At 69.3% G+C, this 24,805-nt stretch carries 21 protein-coding genes; 7 read left to right on the top strand and 14 right to left on the bottom strand.

The features are described from left to right. The first annotated feature begins 5 nt into the window (after nt 1-5). Nucleotides 6-1,301 carry a GH1 family beta-glucosidase gene (locus JIG36_RS36450; protein ID WP_203380991.1) on the top strand — a complete coding sequence of 432 codons (1,296 nt, stop codon included), beginning with the start codon at nt 6-8 and terminating at the stop codon, nt 1,299-1,301. Between the two features lie 170 nt (nt 1,302-1,471). Here the strand turns inward: JIG36_RS36450 and JIG36_RS36445 are convergent, their stop codons facing one another. Together JIG36_RS36445 and JIG36_RS36440 are read right to left on the bottom strand one after the other, a co-directional pair. Beyond that, nucleotides 1,472-2,770: a pectate lyase family protein gene (locus JIG36_RS36445; RefSeq protein ID WP_236048951.1), complete on the bottom strand. Its 1,299-nt coding sequence runs from the start codon at nt 2,768-2,770 to the stop codon at nt 1,472-1,474. Nucleotides 2,771-3,098: 328 nt separating this feature from the next. Then, on the bottom strand, nt 3,099-4,175 hold the full coding sequence (locus JIG36_RS36440; protein ID WP_203380989.1) for a pectinesterase family protein: 1,077 nt from the start codon (nt 4,173-4,175) through the stop codon (nt 3,099-3,101). 255 nt (nt 4,176-4,430) lie between these two features. Between JIG36_RS36440 and JIG36_RS36435 the strand changes: the two genes are divergently transcribed. Beyond that, complete coding sequence (locus tag JIG36_RS36435) at nt 4,431-5,048, top strand: hypothetical protein (RefSeq protein ID WP_203380988.1); 618 nt, start codon at nt 4,431-4,433, stop codon at nt 5,046-5,048. Nucleotides 5,049-5,360: 312 nt separating this feature from the next. Here JIG36_RS36435 and JIG36_RS36430 read toward each other — a convergent pair whose 3' ends face one another. From JIG36_RS36430 to JIG36_RS36415, 4 genes are read right to left on the bottom strand one after another with little or no spacing between them, the layout of a single operon-like run. Further along, nucleotides 5,361-6,104: a DUF6807 domain-containing protein gene (locus JIG36_RS36430; protein ID WP_203380987.1), complete on the bottom strand. Its 744-nt coding sequence runs from the start codon at nt 6,102-6,104 to the stop codon at nt 5,361-5,363. Further along, on the bottom strand, nt 6,101-6,904 hold the full coding sequence (locus JIG36_RS36425) for a sugar phosphate isomerase/epimerase family protein (RefSeq protein ID WP_203380986.1): 804 nt from the start codon (nt 6,902-6,904) through the stop codon (nt 6,101-6,103). Before JIG36_RS36425 ends, JIG36_RS36430 begins: the two co-directional genes overlap by 4 nt. Continuing rightward, on the bottom strand, nt 6,901-7,998 hold the full coding sequence (locus JIG36_RS36420; protein WP_203380985.1) for a DUF993 family protein: 1,098 nt from the start codon (nt 7,996-7,998) through the stop codon (nt 6,901-6,903). Before JIG36_RS36420 ends, JIG36_RS36425 begins: the two co-directional genes overlap by 4 nt. Further along, nucleotides 7,995-9,146: a Gfo/Idh/MocA family protein gene (locus JIG36_RS36415; RefSeq protein ID WP_203380984.1), complete on the bottom strand. Its 1,152-nt coding sequence runs from the start codon at nt 9,144-9,146 to the stop codon at nt 7,995-7,997. The genes JIG36_RS36420 and JIG36_RS36415 overlap by 4 nt, the downstream gene beginning before the upstream one ends. A 129-nt stretch (nt 9,147-9,275) precedes the next feature. Here JIG36_RS36415 and JIG36_RS36410 point away from each other — a divergent pair, with 129 nt between their 5' ends. Next, nucleotides 9,276-10,283, top strand: a complete 1,008-nt coding sequence (locus JIG36_RS36410; RefSeq protein ID WP_203380983.1) for a LacI family DNA-binding transcriptional regulator — start codon at nt 9,276-9,278, stop codon at nt 10,281-10,283. A gap of 62 nt (nt 10,284-10,345) precedes the next feature. On the opposite strand, the gene JIG36_RS36405 is transcribed toward JIG36_RS36410, so the two are convergent. Continuing rightward, a complete protein-coding gene (locus tag JIG36_RS36405) occupies nt 10,346-10,660 on the bottom strand; it encodes a hypothetical protein (RefSeq protein WP_203380982.1) in 315 nt (104 codons plus the stop codon). A 408-nt stretch (nt 10,661-11,068) separates the two neighbouring features. Between JIG36_RS36405 and JIG36_RS36400 the strand changes: the two genes are divergently transcribed. Next, nucleotides 11,069-12,955, top strand: coding sequence for a S41 family peptidase (locus JIG36_RS36400; RefSeq protein ID WP_203380981.1), 1,887 nt, complete (start codon nt 11,069-11,071; stop codon nt 12,953-12,955). Here the strand turns inward: JIG36_RS36400 and JIG36_RS36395 are convergent. Further along, nucleotides 12,952-13,470, bottom strand: a complete 519-nt coding sequence (locus JIG36_RS36395; protein WP_203380980.1) for a hypothetical protein — start codon at nt 13,468-13,470, stop codon at nt 12,952-12,954. The genes JIG36_RS36400 and JIG36_RS36395 overlap by 4 nt on opposite strands. Nucleotides 13,471-13,521: 51 nt before the next feature. Beyond that, on the bottom strand, nt 13,522-14,838 hold the full coding sequence (locus JIG36_RS36390; RefSeq protein ID WP_203380979.1) for an nSTAND3 domain-containing NTPase: 1,317 nt from the start codon (nt 14,836-14,838) through the stop codon (nt 13,522-13,524). A 222-nt stretch (nt 14,839-15,060) separates the two neighbouring features. Between JIG36_RS36390 and JIG36_RS36385 the strand changes: the two genes are divergently transcribed. Both JIG36_RS36385 and JIG36_RS36380 read left to right on the top strand, forming a co-directional pair. Then, nucleotides 15,061-16,383 (top strand): MFS transporter, encoded by a 1,323-nt coding sequence (locus JIG36_RS36385; protein WP_307873054.1) that lies wholly within the window; start codon nt 15,061-15,063, stop codon nt 16,381-16,383. A 128-nt stretch (nt 16,384-16,511) separates the two neighbouring features. After that, on the top strand, nt 16,512-16,988 hold the full coding sequence (locus JIG36_RS36380) for a peptidoglycan-binding domain-containing protein (protein WP_203380977.1): 477 nt from the start codon (nt 16,512-16,514) through the stop codon (nt 16,986-16,988). Nucleotides 16,989-16,999: 11 nt separating this feature from the next. On the opposite strand, the gene JIG36_RS36375 is transcribed toward JIG36_RS36380, so the two are convergent. The 5 genes from JIG36_RS36375 to JIG36_RS36355 form a co-directional block, all read right to left on the bottom strand. Continuing rightward, nucleotides 17,000-18,088 (bottom strand): Gfo/Idh/MocA family protein, encoded by a 1,089-nt coding sequence (locus tag JIG36_RS36375; RefSeq protein WP_203380976.1) that lies wholly within the window; start codon nt 18,086-18,088, stop codon nt 17,000-17,002. Nucleotides 18,089-18,154: 66 nt separating this feature from the next. Continuing rightward, on the bottom strand, nt 18,155-19,609 hold the full coding sequence (locus JIG36_RS36370; protein WP_203380975.1) for a mannitol dehydrogenase family protein: 1,455 nt from the start codon (nt 19,607-19,609) through the stop codon (nt 18,155-18,157). After that, entirely contained in the window at nt 19,600-20,877 is a 1,278-nt protein-coding gene (locus JIG36_RS36365) for an enolase C-terminal domain-like protein (RefSeq protein ID WP_203380974.1), read from the bottom strand. Before JIG36_RS36365 ends, JIG36_RS36370 begins: the two co-directional genes overlap by 10 nt. Then, the gene (gene uxaC / locus JIG36_RS36360; RefSeq protein WP_203380973.1) at nt 20,874-22,286 is read right to left on the bottom strand and encodes a glucuronate isomerase; all 1,413 of its coding nucleotides are present in this window, start codon (nt 22,284-22,286) and stop codon (nt 20,874-20,876) included. The genes JIG36_RS36365 and uxaC overlap by 4 nt, the downstream gene beginning before the upstream one ends. A gap of 4 nt (nt 22,287-22,290) precedes the next feature. After that, entirely contained in the window at nt 22,291-23,529 is a 1,239-nt protein-coding gene (locus JIG36_RS36355; RefSeq protein WP_203380972.1) for a Gfo/Idh/MocA family protein, read from the bottom strand. A 232-nt stretch (nt 23,530-23,761) separates the two neighbouring features. Here JIG36_RS36355 and JIG36_RS36350 point away from each other — a divergent pair, with 232 nt between their 5' ends. Further along, a complete protein-coding gene (locus tag JIG36_RS36350; RefSeq protein ID WP_203380971.1) occupies nt 23,762-24,796 on the top strand; it encodes a LacI family DNA-binding transcriptional regulator in 1,035 nt (344 codons plus the stop codon). The last annotated feature ends 9 nt before the right edge of the window (nt 24,797-24,805 follow it).

Below are 24,805 nucleotides of genomic sequence, written 5' to 3'. Positions count from 1 at the left end.
GGATCATGTTGCCGCGCTTCCCTGACGGGTTCCTGTTCGGTTGCTCCACGGCCTCCTACCAGATCGAGGGGGCGGTGCACGAGGACGGCCGCGGGCCCTCGATCTGGGACACGTTCTCGCACACGCCCGGCAAGACGCTCGACGGCGACACCGGCGACGTGGCCTGCGACCACTTCCACCGCTATCCGGCCGACATCGACCTGCTCGGCGATCTCGGCGTGGGCGCCTACCGGTTCTCGATCGCGTGGCCGCGCGTGCAGCCCACCGGCGTCGGCGAGCCGAACAAGGCGGGGCTCGACTTCTATGACCGCCTGGTCGACGCGCTGCTCGAGAAGGGCCTGGTCCCGCTGCCGACGCTGTTCCACTGGGACCTCCCGCAGGCGCTCGAGGACCAGGGCGGCTGGCTGTCGCGTGACACCTCGTCGCGGCTCGCCGACTATGCCGGGCATGTGGCGGAGCGTCTGGGTGACCGCGTACGGCGGTGGATCACGCTGAACGAGCCCGTCGTGCACATGGCGCAGGGGTACGCGTACGGCACTCACGCCCCCGGACACACGCTGATGCTCGAGGCGCTGCCGGTCGCGCACCACCAGCTGCTGGGTCACGGCCTGGCCGTTCAGGCGCTGCGAGCCGCGGGCGCCACCGAAGTCATGATCACCAACAACTGCACTCCCGTACGGGCGGCCGACGAGTCACCGGCGGCGGCGATCTACGACGCGTTCCACAATCGACTGTTCAACGACCCCGTACTGCTGGGAACTTATCCCGATTTTCTCGCCGAGGCCCTGGCGCCGGTCGTGCTGCCGGGTGACCTCGACATCATCCGTACGCCGCTCGACGCCCTCGGCATCAACTACTACAACCCGACGCTGATCGGGGCGCCCACGGGTGAGTCGCCGCTGCCGTTCGAGATGCTGCCGATCGAGGGCGTGCCCACCACGGCGTTCGGCTGGCCCGTGGTGCCGGAGGGGCTCACCGAGCTGCTGACCGGGCTGCGCGACACGTACGGCGAGGCGCTGCCGCCGATCTACATCACCGAGAACGGCTGCTCGACCGCGCCCGACGTCGACGACCAGTTCCGCATCGACTACCTCGACTCGCACCTGCGGGCGGTGCACGACGCCATCACGGCCGGGGTCGACGTGCGCGGCTATTTCGTCTGGTCGCTGCTCGACAACTTCGAGTGGGCCGAGGGCTATTCACAACGGTTCGGCCTGGTGCACGTCGACTTCGATTCCCAGGCCCGTACGCCCCGGGCCTCGTACCGCTGGTTGCAGGAGGAGCTGCGTTCCGGCCGTTGAATAGCGTTACGCCTTTTTGGCGGCCGTGCGGCGCCGCGTTACGCCTTTTGACGGGCGCGCGGCGCCGCGTTATGTCTTTTGACGGCCGTGCGGCGCCGCGTTATGTCTTTTGACGGCCGTGCGGCGCCGCGTTATGTCTTTTATGGCTGCGTGGCGCCGCATTGCGCGCTTCAGAGAATGCGCCGGATTCCGACGCCGGCGTTGACCACGGCCGGGACCGTCGCGGTGGGGTCGAGCCGGGTGCGCAGGGTGGGTGTCCAGCCGGCATCCGGGGTCAGGTCGGGGTCGTACGCGGCGTTGTAGGCGGCCACCAGGTCGACCGGCCGGCCCGGGCGGTGGGAGTCCTGCACCAGCGTGCCCTTGGCGGTGATCCGGGTGCCTTTCCAGTACGCGATCACGTCTGACGGCGGCACGTCGGCGCTCAACCGGAAATGGTTGTTCTCGGCGTAGATGCTCGACTCGACACCCACACCCAGCGAGTAGACGTATTCGTCGCCCGTGGCCAGGTAACTGTTGTTGAACACGTCGACCTGACCGAACCGTACGCGGGGAGCTCTCTGACCGACGTTGCCGAAACGGTTGTGGTGCACGGTGACCCGCAACTTGCCGACGTCGACCCCGGGCGTGTCGGTCGAGCCGATCAGCATCGTCTTGTCGTGGTCGTAGTAGTCGTTCCACGACACCGTGACCAGGTCGGAGCCGCGGATGATGTCGGTCGCGCCGTCGTGCACCTGATAGGGCCGGTCGAAGTACAGGGGCTGGTCCCGGTCGTGGTTGTTGCCGTCGCTGAACGTGTTGTGGTCGATCCACACGTTGGTCGCGCCGCTCAGCGACACCAGGTCGTACAGGGAATTCCAGTTGCCCGCGGCGCCGTCGGTCGGGTCCCAGGCCGGGAAACAGTCGGCGGCGTCGGTGACCTCCAGATTGCGGACGATCACGTTGCTGACGTTGGTGAGCACCAGACTGCCGTGCTCGAGCCGGCCCCCGTTGACGCCGAGGATCGTCGTGTTGCTGCCGACGTTGATCCGGATGTGGTCGGACTGCCGCTTGGCCGACCGCACCCGGGCTTCCTCGAGCGGTCCGGTCGGCTTGGTGGCCCGCCCCCAGACGGCCGGGTCATAGGCGGCCAGGAAAGCCTCGAGCGAGTAGTCCGGATCGGCGAAGTCGTCACAGCCCAGCGTGTTGCCGGCGTCGTCCTTCCGCAGGTCGATGCGGCCGCTGACGAGCACGATCTTCGGGGTGGCGTTCTGGCCGTTGGTCAGCGGGTCGCCGCCCAGCGCCTCGATCAGCTCGGCCCGGGTGCGCACCACGGCCACGTCGGCGGCGGCCGCTCCACCCGTGGTGCCCGCGCCCGCGGCTGCCCAGCCGTCGTTGGCGGCGATGCCCTCGCGCGCGACCCGCAACGCGGCGTTGCTCGGGTTTGGCGACGCGGCGCCGGCCGGGATCGGGGCAGCAAGGGTGAGAAGCATGGCGGCAGCGAGAGCTAGGCGCATCACGGTCCTTTCCAGCGGCCGGTGGCAGCCGCTCTGACATGCGGGAAAGCGCTTGCCGCCACGGTCACACGCCGGCCGACCGTCGTCAATGGATCGAACAACGCAGGAAATTTGCAGTCCCGCCCCGCCGCGCCGCCGCCCCGCCCCGCCGCGCCGCCCCGCCGCGCCGCCCCGCCCCGCCCCGCCGCCCCGCCGCGCCGCACCCGCCGCGCCGCCCCGCCGCCCCGCCGCGCCGCCCCGCCCTGCTTTGCTCTGCATGCTGTGCCGCTCGGGTGCCCCCGTGCCGCTGCCGTCGTCGGATCTCTCAGAGGTGCCGGTCGGGGGCCCAGCCGTCGGCGCCGCGCAGGAAGGCTGGGACCGTCTGCGTAGCGGCCTCGGCCGGCGTCAGCTGGGGCCGGTCCGGGTCCGGGGAGGGCGCAGCGCCCGGCCCGAAGTTCCGGTACTCGGCGAACCGTGCGTCCGGCCAGGGCCACGTACCGAAATCGCTCCATGCCGTCGCCCCGATGTGGGCCTCGATGCGCGAGTCGCGAATGATCGTCTGCCCGATCGCGTTCGGGTCCTGACTCGGGTGCCACGGCCGCCCCAGAAAGACCGTGGCCGCCGCCGCGTCCGACGTGAACGCGCACCGGGCGAACAGAAACCCGTGCGGGTTGCCGATGTCGGTGCTGGGCGCGGTGACGTACCCGTTGGGAATCGAACCCCGGTCGAGCGAGTGCACCCGGCACCGCTCGAAGACGGCCGTGGCCCGCCCGAAGATGAAGTCGACGTCCCCTTCGACGTAGCAGTCCCGAAAATACGCCCGAGCCACCGTCGTCGCCGCGCTGCTGTTGGCATAGAGCGTGTCCTGGTTGCCGAGGAACCGTACGCGCGTGAAGGCCACCCGGTCGCCCCGCGTCAGCACGGCCACCGCCTGCCGGTTCGTGATCTCCGGGTGCGCGGCCTCGTCGAACAGGTTGGCGAACGTGAGATTGTGCGCCCGGAACCCGGCCCCGTCGATCGTCACCGAGGCGCTGCCGGTCGTCCCCCAGGTGCCCCCGGCCGGGTTCGGCGTGCCGTTGGCACGGTCATCGGCGATCACCACGTCGCCCATCCGCCGTCCGAGCCCGACCATCGTGACGCCCGGCCGATCCGAGGGAACGACAACCCTTCCCATGTACGTCCCCGGCCGCACCGCGATGACCGTGTCACCACCGACGGCCGCGTCGACCGCTTCCTGAATCCCGGCGAAGTCCCCACTGCCGTCCGCCGCCACCACGATCCGCCTTTCGTGCCCGCCCAGCGGAAGCCCCGGCGAGGCCGACGCGGAGGCGGCCCGCCCACCGACCAGCGAGGCGGCCGTGAGGGCCCCCGTGGACAGCCCGAGGAAGGTTCGTCTACGCATGCCACACCGCTCCAGATCGAATAAAACCCCTGAGGTAAGCCCTTTCCTGTCGCACCGTAGGCCGCCCGATCGACACAAATCAATAGCCGCGCCCATTCCTGCAAACACTCAGCCGGGAAGCCCAGCTAGAGCCCCAAGATCTGCAAACAGCCCGCCGATGATCGCTCGGTGTACCTTCACTCGGCAGCGTCGGCAGCGTCGGCAGCGTCGGCAGCGTCGGCAGCGTCGGCAGCGTCGGCCGTTTCGGGAGGACGAATGCACGATCTCGTCGGTGCACTCAACGAGGCGCTGGGCCGCCGTCTGCCCGCAGCGTTTCGTCCGGGCAGTGCGGGGGTGGCCTACCTGACCCTCGCGGACCGCTCGGTGAGCGTCCTTGACCTCGACGGCACCTACTCACTGTCGTTCGGCTGGAGGGGCCGGCAGCAAGCCCACGGATCGGTCTCCGACCCCGCCGCGATCGCCGATGCGGCACGCCGATGGGTCGAGGGCGCCGGCCTGGAAAGCCTGGCCGCCGCCCATCCGTTCGTGAAGTATTCGGGCCTGCAACTCGCCTACGAGCGGGGGAACGCCCTCGACTACCAGTGGGCCGCGCTGCTCGAGGCGGTCGACGGGGACTATTCGAGCTTCCGCGAGCTGGCCGTCCTGGCCTCGCAAAACGAGGTGCTGCGGCGGCTCTTCCCGCAGTGGGGCCACCGTTTGGCGCTGTTCCCCGACGAGTTCAGCGACAGAATCCTGGTCGCCGTGTTCGCCCACCGCCCGGGTTGGTACGTGGTCTACGCCCCTGGCGACGATCCCAGCGTCGAGTTCGAGGGCGCCGCGGACCGGATGGTCGACTACCTGGTCACCCGGTTCCGCGATCAGACCGGAAGTTGACGGGGCCGGCTCAGGAAACGGCGTCGGCCAGTTCGTCGAGTTCGTGGCCGATGGCCTCGCGGAGGGTGCGGACTTACTCGCCGAATTGGTTCGAGGTTGTGGAGAACGGCTATGACGAACGCAAGGACGAGTCCTTCGATGAGTTAATCAACGAGAGCGCCTTGGTTCTGGATGCCTATCGGCGGAAGGCGGCTGTAGAACCTTCCGACTTCGGGCTTTGTTGGCTCGACCCCGCGTTTGGCCGGTTTGTGGACCACCTCCGCAGTCCGGCAATGCGTGACGGACCGCGCCGGCTGCGGCCGAGCGGATCGTTCAGAGGTCGCGGATCAGCACGGTGAGGTCGCGGGTCAGGGTTTCGCCGGCGGGGATGATCAAGGGTTTCTCCCAGGCCAGGGCCGCGCACACGCCGATGTAGTCGTCGGTTCGGATGAACCAGCGGTCGTCGTCGGCCAGGCCTCGGAAGGTCAGCGCATACCGGTCGTCGACGGTCAGGGTAACGGCCGAAGCTGTGCTGCCGTGAGGCTGGTCGGCGACGGCTCGGCCGCCGGGGCAACGCCAGAAGAAGCCGCCATAACCCGCGCCGCCCGTACGGCCGTTCGTGGCTGGGCTGCCCAAGGACACCTCGCGGGTCGGGGGCGCCGTCAACGCGTACCGGAAAGAAAGCTCCCACCCGCCCAAAGCCGGCGCCGCCGCGATACGGCGATGTTCGGTGAGCTGGGTTCGCGAATCGCCGTCGCGCCAGAGCAGCGTCTCGGTCAAACCGCCGGGGTCGGGCTGCCAGGAATCGTGGCGGATGCTGCCGTGATCGTCCAGCCACGTGTAACCCTCGTCGCGGACATAGGTGCGGCCGCCCCAGAAGTTCCAGCCGTTCACGTCGGCCAGCGTCACCGACGCGCCCAGGTGCCAGGGGTGGTCGAAGCACAACTCGTCGGTCACGACCGTGCCGCCCAAAGTTCGCACGGGATGCAGGTACGGGCGAGGCGCCAGCCGGATGTCGAGGGGCGGATCGACGACGTAGGTGGCGACCTCGACATCGCCGACGCGGAGGAAGCTCACGCGACGGCCGCCTCGTAGCCGGCGATCGCCTCGGCCAGCACCGCGGGGCCGGGGCGCGACCACACGTCCTCGTGGAAGACCTCCACCTCGACGTAGCCGTCATAACCGGTTTCCCGTACGGCCTGAGCGAAGCGGCGCATGTCGATCGCGCCGGTGCCGGGCAGGCCGCGGCCCAGCAGCACCCCGGACGGCAAAGGGGTGATCCAGTCGGCCAGCTGGAAGGCGGCGATCCGGTTCTCCTGACCGGCCAGCGCGATACCGTCCCAGACCGTGTCGTCCCACCACAGGTGATAGGTGTCGATCACCACCCCGACCGCGTCGGCGGGATAGGGCGAGGCCAGTTGCAGGGCCTGGTCGAGGGTGGACACCACGCAGCGGTCGGAGGCGAACATGGGATGCAGCGGTTCGATCGCCAGCCGTACGCCCGCGGCCTGCGCGTCGGGCACCAGCGCGCCGATCGCCTCGCCCACGTGGCGGCGGGCGCCGTCGATGTCGCGCGAACCGTCCGGCAGCCCTCCGCTGACCAGCACGAGGGTGTCGGTGCCCAGATCGTGGGCCTGCTCGATGGCGCGCCGGTTCTCGTCGTACCAGCCGGCGTCGTGGAAGAAGCCGCCGCGGCACAGGGAGGACACCGTCAACCCGGAATCCCGTACGAGGGAAGCCGCTTTTTCCGTGCCGTAGTCCGTGACCTCCTCACGCCACAGGCCCACGGCCTCGACGCCGGCGGCCACGCAACCGGCCACCAGCTCGTCGAGCGGCCAGCGCTTGGTGGTGGCCTGGTTGAGCGAGAAACTCTTCATCGGCTCAACCCCACCGTTGTCAGCCACGCGTCGGCGCGGCGCTCGGCCAGCTCGGCGTCGGGCAGCAAACCGGCCTCGTCGGCCAGCTCCATCAGCCTGAGTAGATGCCGCGGCGAGCGCCCGGACTGGGCCCCGTTGACCATCGTGAAGTGGTCCTGATGGCCGGCGAGCCAGTTCAGGAACACGATGCCCGTCTTGTAGTGGTAGGTCGGCGCCGCGAACAAGTGCCTGGCCAGCGGCAGCGTCGGATCCAAGGCTTTCCCGTACGCCGTGAGGTCGCCCTGGTCGAGCGCCCGCAGTGCCGCCGCGGCGGGGGGAGCGATGACCGCGAGCACCCCGAGCAGCGCCTCCGAGTGCCCGTGCTCGTCACCGGCGATGAGCGCCGGATAGTTGAAGTCGTCGCCGGTGTACATCCGTACGCCCTCGGGCAGCCGACGCCGCATCTCGATCTCGTAGTCGGCGTCGAGCAGCGACAACTTGATGCCGGCCACCCGGTCCCGGTGCTCGGTGATGATGTCGAGCACGGCGTCGCGGTTCCCCCAGTAGCCGGCCAGCGCGGGGTCGAACGCCTCACCCAGCCAGTGCAGCAGCACAGGTTTGTCCGACTGGGACAACAGTTCGCCGTACACGCGCTTGTAATCGTCGGCATCCCGCGCGGCTGCGGCCAGGTGGCGGCTGCACATCAGCACGGGAGTCGCACCGGCGTCCCGTACGTCGTGAAGCTGTTCCAGATAGGCCTTCGTGATCTCGTCGATGGTCGCGGGCCCCGGGGGCAGCTGGTCGGTGGCGACACCGGCCACGATCGCGCCGCCGACCGCACGGGCCTCGGCGGCGCTGCGGCGGATCAGTTCGCGGGTGGCCGGGTAGTCCAGCCCCGCGCCACGCTGCGCGGTGTCCATCGCCTCGGCCACCCCGAAGCCGTACGACCACAGGTGGTGCCGGAACCGCAGGGTGGTGTCCCAGTCGAGCGCGGCCGGGGCGCCGGGGATGTTCTCGGCCTGCGGGTCAGCCGTGACGGGCGCGGCGGCGTACGCGATCCGGCTCGTGAAGGGTCTGCCCGGCACGAACTCACTCCCGCGGCCGCTGAACCTCATCGGCCCAGCTCCGGGATCTCCAGGCGACGGCCCTCGCGCGACGACTGCAACCCGAGCTCGGCCACCTGTACGCCGCGCGCCCCGGCCCACAGGTCGCCGGTGTAGGGACCGTCCTCGGCCACGTACCGGAGGAACTGCTCCCACTGGGCCCGGAAGCCGTTGACGAAGACCTCGTTGTCGGGCACCTGCTGCCACTGGTCGCGGAAGCGTTGCGCGGTCGGCACGTCGGGGTCCCAGACCGGCTTCGGTGTGGCGGCCCGCGGCTGGATGCGGCAGTGGTGCAGGCCCGCGACCGCGCTGCCGTGCGTGCCGTCGACCTGGAACTCGACCAGTTCGTCGCGGTTCACCCGGACGGCCCAGGAACTGTTGATCTGCGCCATGATGCCGCCGTCGAGCTCGAACAGCCCATAGACGGCGTCGTCGGCGGTGGCCGCGTACGGGTCGCCGGTCTCGTCCCAGCGGCGGTCGATGTGCGTGACCGAGCGCGCGGTCACCGCCCGCACGGGACCGAAGATCTGCTCCAGTACGTAGTGCCAGTGCGGAAACATGTCGAGCGTGATGCCACCGCCGTCGGCCGCCCGGTAGTTCCACGACGGGCGTTGCGCGGCCTGCCAGTCACCTTCGAAAACCCAATAACCGAATTCCCCGCGTACGGAGAGAATCCGCCCGAAGAATCCGCCGCGCACCAGCCGGAGCAATTTCTGCAGGCCCGGCAGGAAGAGTTTGTCCTGCACCACGCCGTGCTTGATGCCGGCCGCGTCCGCCTCCTTGGCCAGGTCGACGGCTTCGGTCAGGCTCTCGGCGACCGGCTTCTCGGTGTAGATGTGCTTGCCGGCCTCGATCGCGGTGCGCAGCGCCTTCACCCGGGCCGACGTGACCTGGGCGTCGAAGTAGATCTGCACGTCCGGGCGGGCCAGGGCGCCGTCGAGGTCGGTGGTCCAGTCGGTGAGGCCGTGCTGCTCGGCCAGCGTGCGCAGCTTGGTCTCGCTGCGGCCGACCAGCACGGGTTCGGGCCACAGGACGGTGCCGTTGCTCAGCGGCAGGCCGCCGTCCTCGCGGATCGCGAGAATCGAGCGGATCAGGTGCTGGCGCAGGCCCATCCGGCCGGTGACGCCGTTCATGACAATGCCGAGGGGGGTTCGGTCCATGCTCTGCTGCCTCCGCGGTCGGCGGTATTTGCCTTAGGTAAGCGCTTTCCTGCTACCGTACGGGGCGTGGTGCCGAGCGGGCAAGACCGGCGGCGGTATCCTCAGGCGTTCTGAGAACCGGAGGTGGTCGTGGCGACGTTGGCCGATGTGGCCCGCCGCGCCGGGGTGTCGACGGCGACCGCGTCACGCATCATCAACGGCAGCCCGAAGCCGGTGACCGACGAGCTGCGCGCCCGCGTGCTGGCCGCCGTGGCCGAACTGCGCTACGTGCCCAACGCGCACGCCCAGATGCTGGCCCGGAACAACCGCAACGCGGTCGGCGTCCTGGTCCACGACGTCTCGGACCCCTACTTCGCCGAGATCACCCGGGGCCTGCAACGCGTAGCCACGGCGAGCGGTCGCCTGACCATCATCTGCAACACGTTCCGCGAGCCCGCACGCGAACTCGAATACATCGACCTGCTCCACGCCCACCAGGTGGCCGCGATCGTGGTGGCCGGCTCGGGCTACCTGTCCTCGGACGCGGAACAGGAACTCGACGAGCGCATGACAGCGTTCGAGGCCACCGGCGGCCGGATCGCGGTGATCGGCCGCCACCACCACGCCTCCGACGCCGTGCTGCCGGCCAATGAGGAGGGCGGCTTCCTGGCCGGTTCGCATTTGTTCGAGCTGGGCCACACCTCGGTGGGCGTGATCGCCGGCCCCGCCGCCCTGACGACGACGGCCGACCGCCTGGCGGGCTTGCAAAGGGCCGCTTCCTCGTACGGTCGCACCCTGCACGTGGTCCACTCCGACTTCACCCGCGACGGCGGCGAAACGGCAACGGCCGCGCTGCTGGCCTCCGACCCGTCGGTGACCGCTATCGCCGCCCTCAACGACTCGATGGCCGTGGGCGCTCTGGCCGCCATGCGCACAGCAGGCCGTTTCCTGAGCGTGATCGGCTTCGACGACATGCCGATAGCCCGCGACGTCACACCTTCGCTGACCTCGATCCGCTTGCCGCTGACCGAGTTGGGCGAGCGGGCCATGGAGCTGGCCTTGAACCCGCCTCCACCCGACACGGCCCCCCGCGTGGAGATCGTGTCAGCCGAGCTGATCCGCCGCGAAAGCACCTGGCCGGTCTCCCAGCCCCGCTGAGATTCGGCTCGCATGCATGCCCGGGACGACAGTCAAAGGCTGAACAAGCACCCTGGAGCACATCAGTCAGCACGGCGGTTCCGATAGCGGACCCACATCATCTCGATCCAGGGATTCGCCCCGGCCGGCGGCTCAGACACAACCGGCGGCGACGGGGCCGACTCGATCAGATGCAGGAGAGTCCACGCCAGACCGAATGAAGCGTCTTCACCGAAGGATCCGAGCAGGAGCCGGGCTTCCTCGTCGGTGACCGGCTTCTCGATCGCATGAAGCGCACGCTCCATCTCCTCGAAGGCCTCGTCACCCTCTTCCGAGTCATCGAGCTCCGAGGTCAGCGGCCCCAGCCGGACAAAGTCGCGAACCTCATCCCTGATCACGGCGACTGCCTTTCCGCGCACAGCCGGCTCTCCTGGTGTCATCGGCTTCGACGACCTGTCGATCAGCTACGACGTGGCCAGGAATGTCTGATTTCAGGGGCAAGTCTCAACGCATCAGCATGGAGGGCGGCATGCCTTCTCCCGCTCGGCGACGCGAAATTCACGCTTTGGAGCATTTGGATCGACCGTCGACGCACGCCTCAAACGGTTCGTGGTCATCGTGAAAAGATCCCGCCACATCGCCCTCACAAAATCGGGCATCTCCGGAGCGTCGGCAAATGTGAGTGACGTCGCCCACGGCGTTCTGGGGTTCTCCGGAGAGCGGTGTGCGTCCTTGATCGGACAGTGGCGTGTGTGCCCGGCGGATCTACGCTGAGGGCCGTCACGCCGTGGTGGAGGGGGACGCACATGACCCAGGCGGTCACGCTGACCGACTTTCTCGGCGCGACCGAAGTCGGGCGTCTGACCCGCGAGCAGCGCAAACTGATCGTCGAGCAGGCGCTGCTCGTGCTGGAGCAGAACTACGCGCTGCTGCCGTTCAAGATGGCCCGCTACGGCATCAACCCGTTGCAGCGCCTGCGGTTGCTCGCCCAGCGCCTCGACCGCGGCAGCGCGGAGCTCGAGTTCCGGATGCACGCCGAGCTCGTGGACATCTTCAACTCGCTGCGTGACCTGCACACCCGCTATTCGTTGCCGCAGCCGTTCGGGGGCGCCGCGGTGTTCCTTCCGTTCCTGCTCAAGGAGTTCACCGAGGACGGCCGCCGGCGTTACCTGGTGAGCCGCCGGCAGGCCGACGCACCCGAGCTCGACCGGGACGGGTTCGTCTTCGGCGTCGAGGTGACCTATTGGAACGGTGTGCCGATCGCCCGCGCCGTCGAACGGTTCGGCGAACGGCTGCCGGGCGCCAACCCGGACGCCCGCCACGCCCGCGCGCTGCAGATGTTCACCGTACGGTCGCTGGCCTTCGCGGCGCCGCCCGACGAGGACTGGATCACGATCGGGTTCCTCGACGAGCGGAACCAGCCGCGCGAGACCCGCATGGTGTGGAGTGCGACGCCGATCGCGGCCAGCGCCGACACCGCCGCCGACACGGCCGGCACCCCGATCGGCGTCGACGTCGAAGGTGCCCAGCTGGCCCGGCTGCGGGCCGAACTGTTCGCCCCGGCCGCCCTCGCCGCCGAAGAGACCGGGCAGCCCGCCCTGGCCGGCCCCGACAGCGTGCCGGTGTCGCCCGAGCTGGCCACCGTCTTCGAGGCGCGGCGCGTCACCGTAGGCGGCCGGACGGTCGGGCACCTGCGGATCCGGACCTTCCTGCCTCCGCCGGGCGGCATCGTCGCGTTCGTTCAGGAGTTCGCCCGGCTGCTCGAGGCCCTGCCCCCGGAGGGTCTGGTGCTCGACGTGCGCGGCAACGGCGGCGGCGCGGTCATGGCCTCCGAGCTGTGCCTGCAGGCGCTCACCGCCCGGCCGGTCGAGCCGGAGCCGGCCCAGTTCGCGGCCACCGCGCTCAACCTGCGCCTGTGCCGGGCCGTCGACGATCTGCAGCCCTGGGTGCCTTCGATGGACCAGGCGCTCGACTCGGGTGCCCCCTACTCGGCGGGCATCCCCTTCACCCAACCGGAGTATTTCCGGGCGGTGCCCCAGTCGTACTTCGGCCCGATCGTGCTGCTCACCGACGCCCGTTGCTATTCGGCCACCGACATCTTCGCCGCCGGCTTCCAGGACAACGGCATCGGACAGGTGCTCGGCACCGACGGCAACACCGGCGCCGGCGGCGGCAACATCTGGCAGCTCGGCGACCTGATCGGGGCGCTCGACGCCCAGCCCAGCACGCCCTACAAGCCGCTGCCCCTGGGCGCCGGCTTGTCCCTGGTGATCCGGCGCGTGCTGCGGGTCGGCCCGAACGCGGGCACGCCGCTGGAGGACTACGGCGTCGTGCCGGACGAACTGCATGTCACCACCCGCCGCGACATCCTGGCCGACGACGCCGACCTGATGGCGGCCGCCGTGGCGCTGCTCGAAAAGGCGCCGGCCCGCCGGTTCGACGTGTCGCTCTCGGAGGCGGCGGGCGAGCTCAAGGCGGTCTTCGACGTGCTCGGCGTGACCCGGGCCGACATCGAGGTCGACGGCCGTCCCCGATGCAGCGCCGACCTCGACGGCAAACCGGTCGTGGTGACCGGTTGCGCCGGCGCTCGCGAGGTCCGCGTACGCGGTTTCGACCGCACCGACCTGGTCGCGTTGCGCACGTTCGTTCGTAGAGGCGACACCTTGCGCCTCCTGCGAACGCTGGAGGACTAAGCCTCGCCGAGCCGTCGCATCAATGCGGCAACAGCGTCGACATCGGAATCCGCGGGTCGTGATCGCGGCTGCTGAGTCGGCGGATGGTCATCGCGATCCTTCATGCGCCCGACGATCTCTTCCGCAAGCGAGGTGTCCACGTGCGGCGCGAAACCCTTGTCCAAATAGTCGAGCAGATCTTCCAGCTCGTCCACGACGCTCGCCGAGATCTCGTGCTCGGGGAGGTCGGTCAGCTCCTCGAGCCTTTCCGAGATCAGTCCGGCGATCGAGTGAAACGGCTCGGCGTCGGCGATGAAGCTGTGCAGACTCTCGACCATGTCGTACAAGTCGATCGCGTACGACAGACTCCCTTGGCCGACGGCATCGTCGATCGCCTCGACGAGACGACCTCCAACCCTCTGCCGGAAGGCAACCGCGAACTCGCCCGGCACCATGTCATGCGACAGAAGCACATTGGCCAGCCAAATCAGCGGTGGGCTGATCTCGTGCAGGGAAAGCTCACTGCTCTCTGACATGAGGTCCTCGACGAGCCGAGGGGAGTTCAGGAGCTCGGCCGCTGATAGCAGTCAGTCCAGGTAGGCGCCCTCGTCCTCGTGCTGACCAACAAATCCGTACGTCGTTTCCTGGTGGGCACTGACGATCGCGCTTTCGATGCGCCCGCGATTGTTCCGCAGGAAACTGAGAACGTCCTCTCCTCCGGTGGCGGCCGCGATCTCCATCAGGCGGTACGTCTGCTGCGAGTTCTCGACGATGTCCAGGATGGCCGAGAAGTCCGCTCGGCCGACACTGAGATGATGACGGAAGTAGTCCTCCACGGACGGGTTGTGGAAGCTGACGGACTCTCGTTCGATGCGGATCAGTGATCCGTCGAGTAGTCCCACAGCTTGACGGTAGAGGCGGCGGTCGGATCCTCGCCCCATGCTTCGTCGGTACTCCGACCAGGACCGGGCCAGCTCGTCGACGGACGCTCCGTCGTCGAGAAACAGAACCTCCAGCAGATGCACGGCTTCGTCGGGCAGTTCGTGCTCAACAATGCGCTCCCAGATGTGCAGCGGATCTTCCAGGTTCGCTCGCATGAGAGCGGCTACGTCCCGATCATGCGTGTCGGCGAGGCGCAATGTTTCCTGAATCAGCCGGGGGTTGAACTTCCGGTGCGTAACGATCGGCCGCCAAACCGTGGGATCGGCGAACCGGGCCTTCTCCTGCAGCGCGATCGCGCTGCGCGACACGTAGTTGTAGACGATCTGCCCGCGCACACCCATGTCGAGATCGGTCAGTTCCACGGCGCTGGTCGCGACCGTCACATCCCGGCCGTCGAGCTGGTCGGACCGCAGGCGAGCCTGGTTCAGGATGTGCTCGCGTGTGGTCATGACGAACGCCTTACCGGGTGTCTCCCGGATGCGGCGGATGAGCGAGACCAGCCGGCGGTCCTCGTTGCGGTTCGGCTGGTCCAGCATGGTCCGGCCGAGGAAGTCGTCGTAGAGAAACATCTGCGGTTCGTCATCACGCCACAGATCATGAATCTCGTCCACGTCCCTTGTGATCTCGTGGACCTGGTAGTCCTGACCCATGAGCCAGTACGCGAGCATCATGGCGACCGTGGTCTTGCCGACGCGGGGCGCGCCCGTGATCACACAGACGTGCTGAGTGCCGAGCATTTCGCGGGCGCGTTCGAATCCGTCGTGCGGTACGAAGGTGTCGGCGATGCGCATCAACTCGTCCCGAAGCCACGACGATCGCAGGTGAGCGGCCTTGTTGAGAACGGTCTGTAGCACCGCCGTGCTGCTCAGCCAGAGCCGAAAGTGCCGTTCGACGAGCCCGGGCCGGTCTCTCAGCGCTCCGATCAGATCGTGCCGGCCGTAGACGTCAGCCGGGGTCTTCACGAAAGGCGCGAAGTCGCTGACGACGTTTGTCTTGTTCGACGGCGTGAGACCGACGGAGGCCGCGAGAAGGTAGCGGTCGGGCCTCTGCCTTGGAGGGAAGGCTACGGCGAGCTGTCAGACGACGAGCAGACGCTGGCGTTGGCGTGGGGAACGGGGTTGCGGCGCTTGTGTTGATCATGGTGCGATGCGGCTATGGGGGATTTACGGGGATCTTTGCGTTCTGTGCTGCCGCCCGCCGGGTTGCCTCGGCGGCTGGCCACCCAGTCGGCCGTGCTGGGGATCGGTGGGGGCACGTTTCTCACCGGCAGCGTCGTCTTCTTCACGCTGTACGTCGGGTTGTCGCCGATCCAGGTGGGCATCGGGTTCAGTGTTGCGGGGCTGGTCGGGCTCGTCGGCTCGTTGCCTCTGGGGCATCTGGCCGACCGGATCGGTGGGCGCCGGGCCTGGGTGCTCGGTGCGCTGGGTGGGGCGGCCACCTTCGCGCTCTACCCGTTCACGTCGGGGTTCTGGACGTTCATTCTGCTGATCACGCTTGAGGCGGCGGCGGACACGCTCGCCAACTCGGGGCGCATCGTCTATACGGCGGCGGCCCTGCGGCGTGAGGACCGCGTACGCACGATGGCGTTCACCCGGGCGTACCTGAATGTGGGCTTCACGGTCGGCTCGGGGCTCGGCGCCGCGGCACTTGCTCTCGACTCGCGGGCGGGGCTGCTCGTGCTGGTGCTGGCCAACGCGGTGGGCCTCGTCCTCAACGCAATCTTCGTGTCCCGCATGCCCGCGACACCGGCAACCGAACCACAAGCAGAGAGCAACACGCCGTACGCGGGGAGCACCGCACCAAAAGCAGAGAGCACCACGCCAACGGAGAGCACCACGCCGTACGCGGAGAAGGCGAAGAAACCCAGCCCCTGGGGCGTCCTACGCGATCACCCCTACACCGCGCTCGCCTCGCTGTTCGGGGTGCTCTGGCTGAACGCGACGCTCTTCGGCGAGGTGGTGCCGCTCTGGGCGATCACCATGACCGACGCGCCGAGACCGCTGCTCGGCGTGCTCTTCGCGATCAACACGGTCATGGCCGTGGCGTTGCAGGTGCGGGCCACCCGCGGCGCCGACAGCCTGGCCGGCTCGACCCGGTTGCTGCGCTGGGCCGCGCTGGCCTCGGTCGCGGCCTGCCCGGTGGTCGCGCTCAGCGGCGCCACCCACGGCTGGGTGACGATCGCGCTGCTGGCGGCCGCGATCGTGTTGCTGACGGCCACTGAGCTGTGGATGTCGGGCGCCCAGTGGTACCTGCAGACCGAGATCCCACCCCCGGACCAGCGCGGCGCCTACATGGGCGCCAGCAAGTCGGTCGGCGGCGTGACCAAGATGATCGGCCCGGCCTCCCTCACGTTCCTGGCCATCCATACCGGCGGCTGGGGCTGGTGGCTGATCGCGGCCATCTTCCTGGCTGCCTGGGCCGCGGCGGCTCCGATCGTGGCCTGGGTCGAGCGCACCCCTCGCAACGGCATCCCGCCCGCCTTGATTCGATCAAGCAGCCCGTCCTGATTCGATCAAGAAGGCTGTTCTGATTCGATGACGGAGAAAGTCATCTCCCCCGAACGGTTCATTGACTGTCGTCGAATTGCGGTCATAGATTCCGCTCCATAGTGGAAAACGGGGAGAGGAAGAATTCCATGAGCAGAATCCTGATACGGGCCGCCCTGGCCGTGCTGGCCGGCCTCGCGATCGTCCTGTCGGCGACCGGCCCGGCCAGCGCCGACGTTCCGGCCGGGGGCCTTGCCGCCTCGGTCTCGTGCACCCGGGCCGCGCAGTTCACGTCGGGCGGATATCTCGCCAACTACGTGCCGGTCACCTCGGGCAGGAGCACCAACTGCATTCTTTCCAAGGGCAACAACAGCGGGGCCGTGACGGGCCTGCAGTCCAACCTGAACATCTGCTATCAGCGCAATCTCGCCCTCGACGGCGATTTCGGCCAGAACACCAAGAACGCGCTGATCTACGCACAGGGCAAGATGAAGACCGACACGGACGGCGTGTACGGGCCGGACACGCGCAAGAAGATGCTGATGTACTTCACGCTCAGCGGCACCACGCCGCTCTGCACCGTCTGGGGCGAGCGCACCTGGACGTTCGACCACTTCCAATACTGACCCCGCAAAGGTCACGAGACCGGCAACCTACGCCGCTCGGGTCGGCCGGCCCACGGAACTCCCAGTTCAGAGGGGAGTGACAGTGTGTCGGCCGAAACCCGCAGCAGGTCGTTGATCCCGGGGATCGTCCGGCCGGGAACCTTCAGCAACTTCGGGACGGCGGCGTCGGGCAGGGTCAGCGCCTCCAGCACGGTCGTGAACGCGACGGTGGATTCGAGCGGCACCAGCAGCGGGGCACCGTCGACCCGGTGGGCGAGCAAATTGGTCAGCAGGTCGGCCCGGCCGGGAACCTCGGTCAGGGCCGGATCACCGGGCAGCGCCAGTCGGTCGGTGGGATATTCGAGCAGAGCCCGGCCGAAAGGACCGCGGGCCTCGATCTCACCCGGAATGAAATCCTCGCCGGCCAGGGTGACGGCGACCAGCAACGGCAGCCCGCTCTCGAAGGTGACGCGGGCGAACGCCGTGTCCTCCACCTCGATCGGCCGCACCCGGTAGCGCTCGACCTCGAGCAGGCGAGGACGCCCCGCGCCCGCCGCCGCCCCCGCCGCCAGGGCCTGCATCACCGCGTGGGCCAGCGGATTGACCAGCGCGCCGTCGACCACTGGCCGGCCGTTCACCGTGCGGCGACCGGCCCAGGGGGAGCGGGCGTAATAGGCGTCGTCCCGCTTCCACGACGCGATCGCGGTCAGGGCGGTCAGGGAGGGGTCGAGGGCCGTCCGGAAGCGGGCCCAGGCCAGCGATCCCAGCGCCTGGAAACCGACCTGGCACGCGCGCCCGGCCCGGGAGGCCGCCTCGACCAGCGTGTGGTGCGCGGCCAGTGAGGTGACCGGCGGCTTCTCGAGCAGCAGGTCGCAGCCGGCGTCGAGGGCGTCGAGGGCGATCGGCAGGTGGGTGTGCGGCGGCGTGCAGATCACCACGACGTCGGGCTTGGTCTCGGCCAGCAACGCCCGATGGTCGGTGAACGAGGGCGCGTCCGGCGGCGGGTCGATCGGCCGCACGTCGGCCAGCCCGACCAGCGACACCCCGGACAGCGAAGCGATCGTCCGCCGATGCCACCGCCCATGCCCATTAGCGCCAACAAGCGCGACACGAACCGTCATGAAAGAGCCCCGATCAGCCCGACACGAACCGTCATGAAAGAGCCCCGATCAGCGCGACACGAACGGTCATGAAAGCGCCCCCACCAGGGTCGCCTCGACGCCGTGCTTGTCGAAAGCGGTCAACCACTCCACCAGCACAGCGCGCAACGCATCGTCCTCGGCCAGCGCGGGCGTGAACACCGTGTCCAACCCGAGCAGTGCGCCGACCACGCCGTCGGGAGTGTCGGGCGCCGCCGCGAGCCGGGCCCGGATCCGGTCGGCCAACGGATCGTTCAAGGGCAGCGGCTGCCCGTTGTCGGACACGCCCTGCACGAACCGCATCCACGCCGCCACCACCAGCGCACCCCAGCGCGGCACGTCCCCGGCCGCCAGCCGGTCCTGCACCGTCTGCAGCACCCGCTGCGGCATCTTCTGCGAGCCGTCCATCGCCACCTGCACGGTCTGATATTCGATGGCCGGGTTGGCGAACCGGGTCAAAACCTCTTCCCCGTACGCGATGGTGTCGACCCCGGACGGCGGAACAAAACTGGGTGCCACGTCGGACGCGATGTACTGCCGTACGACCTCGCGCATCCCCGGCACCTCCAGCGACGACGCGATCGTCGACCGCCCGGCCACCGCGCCCAGATAGGCGATCGCCGAGTGCACACCGTTGAGCGTCCGCAGCTTCAACCGCTCGTACGGGCGGGGGTCACCGGTCATCACCGCCCCGGCCCGCTCCCACGCGGGCCGCCCGGCCGGGAAGTTGTCCTCGATCACCCACGCCGAGTACGGCTCGCCGGAAACGGCCGCCCGGTCCCGCACGCCGAGTGACGAAAACGCCTCCGCCAGCGTCGAGGGAGTCGTGGCCGGCACGATCCGGTCGACCATCGACCCGGGGAACGTGACGCTCTCGCGCACCCAGTCGCCGATCGCGGTGGCCGCCGCCAGCTTGTCGATCAGCCCGCGCAGCCGGTGCCCATTGGCCGGCAGGTTGTCGCAACTGGCCAGCGCGATCGGCCCGGCGTCGGCTTTGCGCCGCGCGCAGAGCCCCCGGATCAGCAGGCCGGGCACGGTCTGCGGGGGCCGCCCGGTCTCGAGGTCGGCGCGCAGGTCGTCGTCGAGCAGCAGCCGTCCGGTGGCCGCGTCGAGCTTGTAGCCCTTTTCGGTCACGGTCAGCGTGACGATTTTGATTGCCGGGTCGGCCAGCAGCGCCACCACGGCGTCCGGGTCGGCGGCGGCCCGCATCTGCCCGGCCGACGAGCCGACGACCCGGGTGCTGTTGCCGGCCGGGTCGAGCGTGGTGACGCTGAACAGCCCGTCCTGAGCGCGCATGGCGTCGACGACCTGCGGCGAGCGCGGCGCGACACCGACGATGCCCCAGTCGCCACCGGCCGCGGCCATCGCGTCCTCGGTGAAGACGGCCTGGTGCGCGCGGTGGAACGCGCCCAGCCCGAGGTGCACGATCCCGGCGGCGGGCGCGTCGATGCGGGGCCGGGACGAGGCCGGCACGTGGGGGAGGGAGGCCCGGTTCAGTTCCATGCCGGGCCGTCCGGGAACGAGAACTCGGCGATCGAGGCGGGGAGCATGTCGGAGCTGTAGCCGGGCTGGTCGGGCACGAGATAACGGCCTTCCCGCGTACGCACCGGGTCCGCGAAGTGTTCGTGCAGGTGATCGACGTACTCGACCATGCGCCCGTCCAGCGACGTCCCGACCCGCAGGTAGTCGAAGATCGCGATGTGCTGCACCAGCTCGCACAGCCCGACCCCGCCCGAGTGCGGGCAGACCGGCACCCCGAACTTGGCGGCCAGCAGCAACTCGGCCAGCACCTCGGGGATGCCCGCGACCCGGCAGGCGTCGACCTGCATCACCCGGATCGCCGACGCCTGCAGAAGTTGCTTGAAGATGACGCGGTTGGCCGCCACTTCGCCGGTCGCGACCCGTACGGGGGAAACCGCTTGTTGAATGCGTGCGTGGCCGAGCACGTCGTCGGGATGGGTCGGCTCCTCGATCCAATAGGGATCAAATTCGGCCAGCCGGGCCATGTTCGCGATCGCCTCGTCGACGCCCCAGATCTGGTTGGCGTCCATCATCAGCAGCGCGTCGGGGCCGATCTCGGAGCGGATGATCCCGGCCCGCCGCACGTCGTCCTCGATCGGGCCGCCGACCTTCATCTTCATCGCGCGCCAGCCTTCGGCGTACGCCTGCTTGGTCAGCGCCCGCACCTTGTCGTCGGGGTAGCCGAGCCAGCCGACGCTGGTCGTATAGGACGGAAATCCGTCGGCGCGGAGGAGCGAGAGCCGGTCCTCGATACCGACCCGCCCCTTGTCGAGAATCGCGGCCGCTTCGGAAGGCGTGAGCGCGTCCGAAATGTGCCGAAAGTCCACGCAGGCGACAAGGTCTTCTGTCGACGAAAAAGCCAAGAACTCCCACATCGGCTTACCGGCCACCTTGGCCCGGGCGTCCCAGGCGGCATTCACCACGGCCCCGGTCGCCATATGCAGCGCCCCCTTCTCGGGCCCGATCCACCGCAGCTGCGGATGAGCGGTCAGCGAGCGGAGAAACTCCAACGGGTCACCAGCCAGGTCCACACCGATCAGAGAAGGAGCCAGAGCCCGTACGGCCGCGCAGGTGATCTCGTTCCCCTGCCCGTTGGTGAAGGTGAAGCCGGTGCCGGTCACCCCCGCGTCGGTGCTCAGTTCGACGTACGTGGCCGAGTAGTCGCCCCGGTTGATCGAGTCGGATCCGTCGCCCGCCTCGGCGGTCGGGAACCGCACGTCGTGCACGTCGACGCCCGTGATGGTGGTCATGACTTCTCCAGCTTGAAGATGCGCTTGGGCAGGTGGTAGGCCAGGTCGGCCATCGTCTCGGCCGCTTCGCCGAACGGCAGGCGGTCCTGCACGACGAGCGAGGCCAGGTAGGCGGCGTCGACCCGGCGCGCGACGTCATGGCGTACGGGAATGGAACAGAAAGCCCGTGTGTCGTCGACGAATCCCGCCGTGTTGTAGAAGCCGGCCGAGTCGGTGACCGCCTCCCGGAACCGGCGCATGGCGTCGGGCGTGTCGAGGAACCACCACGGCGCGCCCAGGAACAGCGCCGGGTATCCGCCGGCGAGCGGGGCCAGCTCCCGGCTGAACGCCGTCTCGTCCAGCGTGTACAGCACGACGCGAAGGCGCGGTTCCATCCCGTACGCATCCAGGAGCGGCCGCAGAGCGTGGACGTACCCGGTCGCCTGCGGGATGTCGCCGCCCACATCCCGGCCGTGCGCGGCGAACAGGACCCGGTTGTGGTCGCGCGACGCGCCCGGGTGCAGTTGCATGACCAGGCCGTCGTCGATCGACATGCGCGCGAACTCGAGGATCATGTGCCCCCGGAAGGTCTCGGCGTCGTCGGCGGTCGCCTCCCCGCGCAACCCGCGTTCGTAGAGCCGCGCGGCTTCGGTGGGGGAGAGCGCCACCGTACGGGCGGTGGGGTGCCCGTGGTCGGACGAGGTGGCGCCGGCCTCGATGAAGGCTTCCCGCCGCCGGCGCAGCGCCGAGAGATACCCGTCGTACGTGCCCGTGTCCTCCCCGGCCAGTTCGCCCATCCGCGCCACGTTGCCGGCCCAGCCGTCGCGTTCCAGGTCGACCACGTCGTCCGGCCGGAAGGTGGTGATCACCCGGCCGCCCGGACCGCCCCACCCGTCGGCGGCGAGCTTGGCGTGCCGCGCGAGGTCGTCGGTGGGCGACTCGGTGGTGGCCAGCACCTCGATGCCGAACCGCTCGAACAGCGCCCGCGGGCGGAACCCGGGCTCGGCCAGCCGCGCGGCGATCGCGTCGTACACCTCGTCCGCGGTCTCGGTGGTCAGGGGAGTGTCGACCTGGAAGACCGTACGGAACGTCTGCTCCAGCCACAGCCGGGACGGGGTGCCTCGGAACAGGTGCCAGTTCGCGGCGAGCAGGCGCCAGATCGCGCGGGGATCGGTCTCGACCGGGCCGCCGTCGCGTCGGGGAACGCCCAGCCGGTCGGGCGGGATGCCCTGGCTGAGCAGCATGCGCGTGACGTAGTGGTCGGGGACGATCAGCAGCCGGGCCGGATCTCCGAACGGTTCGTCGTCGGCCAGCAGCGCCGGGTCGACGTGCCCGTGCGGGCTGATCAGCGGCAGGTCGCGCGCCACCGCGTACAGGTCGCGGGCGATGCCGGCGTGCCGCGGATCGGTGACGAAGATGGGGTCGGGCACGGGGTTACTCCTTCTTGAGCAGATCGTCGACCCGCACCGGCGCCGCGTCCCGCAGGCTCTGGTTGGCGGCGAGCCCGGTGAGCAGGGCCAGGGTGCCGTCGCGGGCGGTCGCGGAGCGGTTCATCGGGTCGGTCTGGCCGCCGAGCAGCACGCCGGTCATCCGCTTGTCGGCCCCACCGTGGCCCTCGCGTTCGACCGGTTGCAGTTCGACCGCGTACGGCGGTGTCCAGTACGGCCGGATGGTCAGCCGCACCGAGCCCGACTCGGGGCTGGCGCCGTGCTTGACCATCCCGGACGCCGCCGGGCTGACGTGGTCGCTCTCGACGACCTCGAGCTCGAGCCGGCCCTTGCTGCCGTTGACCATCAGCCGGTAGCCCTCCCAGGGCGCGTACGCGGTGAGGTGGTAGGTCATCGTGGCGCCGGTGTCATAGCGGACCAGCACGGCCAGGTCGTCCTCGATCGTCACACCGGGCGCGAAGACGTCCTGGTCGCGGCGGTAGCCGTCCTCAGCTGACGGCTCCTCATAGAGCGCCTCCAGTCTCGGGTCGGCCGTGAGGTCGAGCGTGAACCGCTCGTCGTCGAGCCCCCGGCCCCGCCCCCGGTCGCCGTAGAAGAACAGCCGCCCCGACGCGAAGACCTCGAACGGCGCGGCGCCCAGCCACCAGTTGACCAGGTCGAAGTGGTGGCCCGACTTGTGCACGAGCAGGCCGCCCGAGTTGGCCTTGTCGCGGTGCCAGCGGCGGAAGTAGTCGGCGCCGTGCCGCACGTCGAGCATCCACTCGAAGTGGACCGAGCCGATCTCGCCGATCTCCCCACCGGCCAGCAGGGTGCGCACCACCTCGTGCACCGGGTTGAACCGGTAGTTGAAGGCGACCTGCACCCGGCGGCCGGTGCGCTCGACGGCGTCGAGGATGCGTTCGCAGCTGGGCGCGTCGACGGTCATCGGCTTCTCGGTGATGACGTCGCAGCCGGCCTCGAGGGCGGTGACGATGTGGCCCGCGTGGGTGCTGTCCACGCTGGTCACGATCAGTTCGTCCACGCGTTGCTCGTCCAGCATCCGAGCCAGGTCGGCGGCCTGGTAGGTCGGCACGGGCCGCTTCAGCCAGCCGTTGTGGACGTCCATGCGGGACTGGTTGACGTCGGCCAGGGCGACCAGCTCGGCGGTGTCGGCGTGGTCGTCGGTGACCGCGCGGATGAACATCTCGGCACGCGAGCCGGTGCCGATCACAGCGATGCGGCGCATGGGGGCCTCCCGGCGGCAAAGGTTTGCAGGGAAGTTAGACAGATCGATTTCCGGGCGTCAATGACCACGTGGTACTTGGTGGTGATTTGCCCAATTAAGAGTGCGTGCGGAGCGCTCCCATGCAATGTTTTCGTAACTCTCACCCATTGACTTGCGTGCAACCGCTTGCATTAATGGCTGTCATCACGTGACCGGGGCCACACCACCCACGTCGTCCACAGAGGAGGTCCGCATGGCCGTCACCATTCGCGACGTCGCGCGGGCGTCCGGCGTGCACATCTCCACCGTGTCCCGCACGTTCTCGGCCCCGCACCTGGTCAACCCGAACACCCGCAGTCGCGTGCTGGCCTGCGCCGAGCAACTGGGATACCGGCCCAACCGGGCCGCCCGCGCGCTCATCACCGGCCGCACCTACAACATCGGCCTGATCGTGGCCGACATCGCCAACCCGTTCTTCCCGCCGCTGATCAAGGCGGCCGAGAGCCAGGCCCGCAAGCACGACCACCACATCTTCGTGGCCGACACCAACGAGGACGCGGCCGTCGAGGAAGAGGTGGTGCGCGCCCTGGCCAAGCAGGTCGACGGCGTGCTGCTCGTCAGCCCCCGGATGAGCAACACGCTGATCGAGCAGCTCAGCCGCGAGGTGCCGCTGGTCGTGGTGAACCGGCAGATCGCCGGCATCCCGGCCGTCGTGATGGACGTCGCCCGCGGCGCCCGCATCGCGATCGAGCACCTCGTCGCGCTCGGCCATCGCCGGGTCGCGCTGCTCAGCGGCCCCCGCGGCTCGTGGACCAGCCGGGAGATCCGGCGGTCGGCGGCCGCGACCGCGAAGGCCGGCGGGGCCGAGCTCACCATCATCGGCCCCAACCCGCCGACCGAGGTCGGCGGGCTCACGATCGCCGAGGACGTGCTGCGGGCCGGCGCCACCGCCGTGCTCGCCTACAACGACCTCATGGCGATCGGTCTCATCGAGGGTCTGCTGGCCGCCGGGGCACGCGTGCCCGCCGACGTCAGCGTCGTCGGGATCGACGACATCATGCTCAGCCGGCTCACCCGTCCGAAGCTGACCACGGTGGCGACCCCCACCGCCGCCGCTGGTCGGGCGGCCGTCGACATGCTCCTCGCGCATGGCGACGACCGTCGCACCACCGCCCAGATACATCTGCAGACCGAACTGGTCATACGCGACTCGACGGGGCGGGGCCCGGGTCCGCACAGCCCTGCGGACCCGGGCGACGTGAACGCCCCCGGAGGTGTCGCTTCCTGATTAGGAGAA

Origin of the sequence: Paractinoplanes ovalisporus (assembly GCF_016834655.1) — a bacterium.
GTDB classification, from domain to species: Bacteria; Actinomycetota; Actinomycetes; order Mycobacteriales; family Micromonosporaceae; genus Actinoplanes; species Actinoplanes ovalisporus.
This window is presented reverse-complemented; position numbering and strand designations above follow the sequence as displayed.

Excerpts from the sequence above, each read along its gene's own strand:
- JIG36_RS36450 (WP_203380991.1), top strand. The coding sequence starts at position 6 with ATGTTGCCGCGCTTCCCTGACGGGTTCCTGTTCGGTTGCTCCACGGCC.
- JIG36_RS36445 (WP_236048951.1), bottom strand. The coding sequence starts at position 2,770 with ATGCTTCTCACCCTTGCTGCCCCGATCCCGGCCGGCGCCGCGTCGCCA.
- JIG36_RS36440 (WP_203380989.1), bottom strand. The coding sequence starts at position 4,175 with ATGCGTAGACGAACCTTCCTCGGGCTGTCCACGGGGGCCCTCACGGCC.
- JIG36_RS36435 (WP_203380988.1), top strand. The coding sequence starts at position 4,431 with ATGCACGATCTCGTCGGTGCACTCAACGAGGCGCTGGGCCGCCGTCTG.
- JIG36_RS36425 (WP_203380986.1), bottom strand. The coding sequence starts at position 6,904 with ATGAAGAGTTTCTCGCTCAACCAGGCCACCACCAAGCGCTGGCCGCTC.
- JIG36_RS36420 (WP_203380985.1), bottom strand. The coding sequence starts at position 7,998 with ATGAGGTTCAGCGGCCGCGGGAGTGAGTTCGTGCCGGGCAGACCCTTC.
- JIG36_RS36415 (WP_203380984.1), bottom strand. The coding sequence starts at position 9,146 with ATGGACCGAACCCCCCTCGGCATTGTCATGAACGGCGTCACCGGCCGG.
- JIG36_RS36400 (WP_203380981.1), top strand. The coding sequence starts at position 11,069 with ATGACCCAGGCGGTCACGCTGACCGACTTTCTCGGCGCGACCGAAGTC.
- JIG36_RS36395 (WP_203380980.1), bottom strand. The coding sequence starts at position 13,470 with ATGTCAGAGAGCAGTGAGCTTTCCCTGCACGAGATCAGCCCACCGCTG.
- JIG36_RS36380 (WP_203380977.1), top strand. The coding sequence starts at position 16,512 with ATGAGCAGAATCCTGATACGGGCCGCCCTGGCCGTGCTGGCCGGCCTC.
- JIG36_RS36375 (WP_203380976.1), bottom strand. The coding sequence starts at position 18,088 with ATGACGGTTCGTGTCGCGCTTGTTGGCGCTAATGGGCATGGGCGGTGG.
- JIG36_RS36370 (WP_203380975.1), bottom strand. The coding sequence starts at position 19,609 with ATGGAACTGAACCGGGCCTCCCTCCCCCACGTGCCGGCCTCGTCCCGG.
- JIG36_RS36365 (WP_203380974.1), bottom strand. The coding sequence starts at position 20,877 with ATGACCACCATCACGGGCGTCGACGTGCACGACGTGCGGTTCCCGACC.
- JIG36_RS36355 (WP_203380972.1), bottom strand. The coding sequence starts at position 23,529 with ATGCGCCGCATCGCTGTGATCGGCACCGGCTCGCGTGCCGAGATGTTC.
- JIG36_RS36350 (WP_203380971.1), top strand. The coding sequence starts at position 23,762 with ATGGCCGTCACCATTCGCGACGTCGCGCGGGCGTCCGGCGTGCACATC.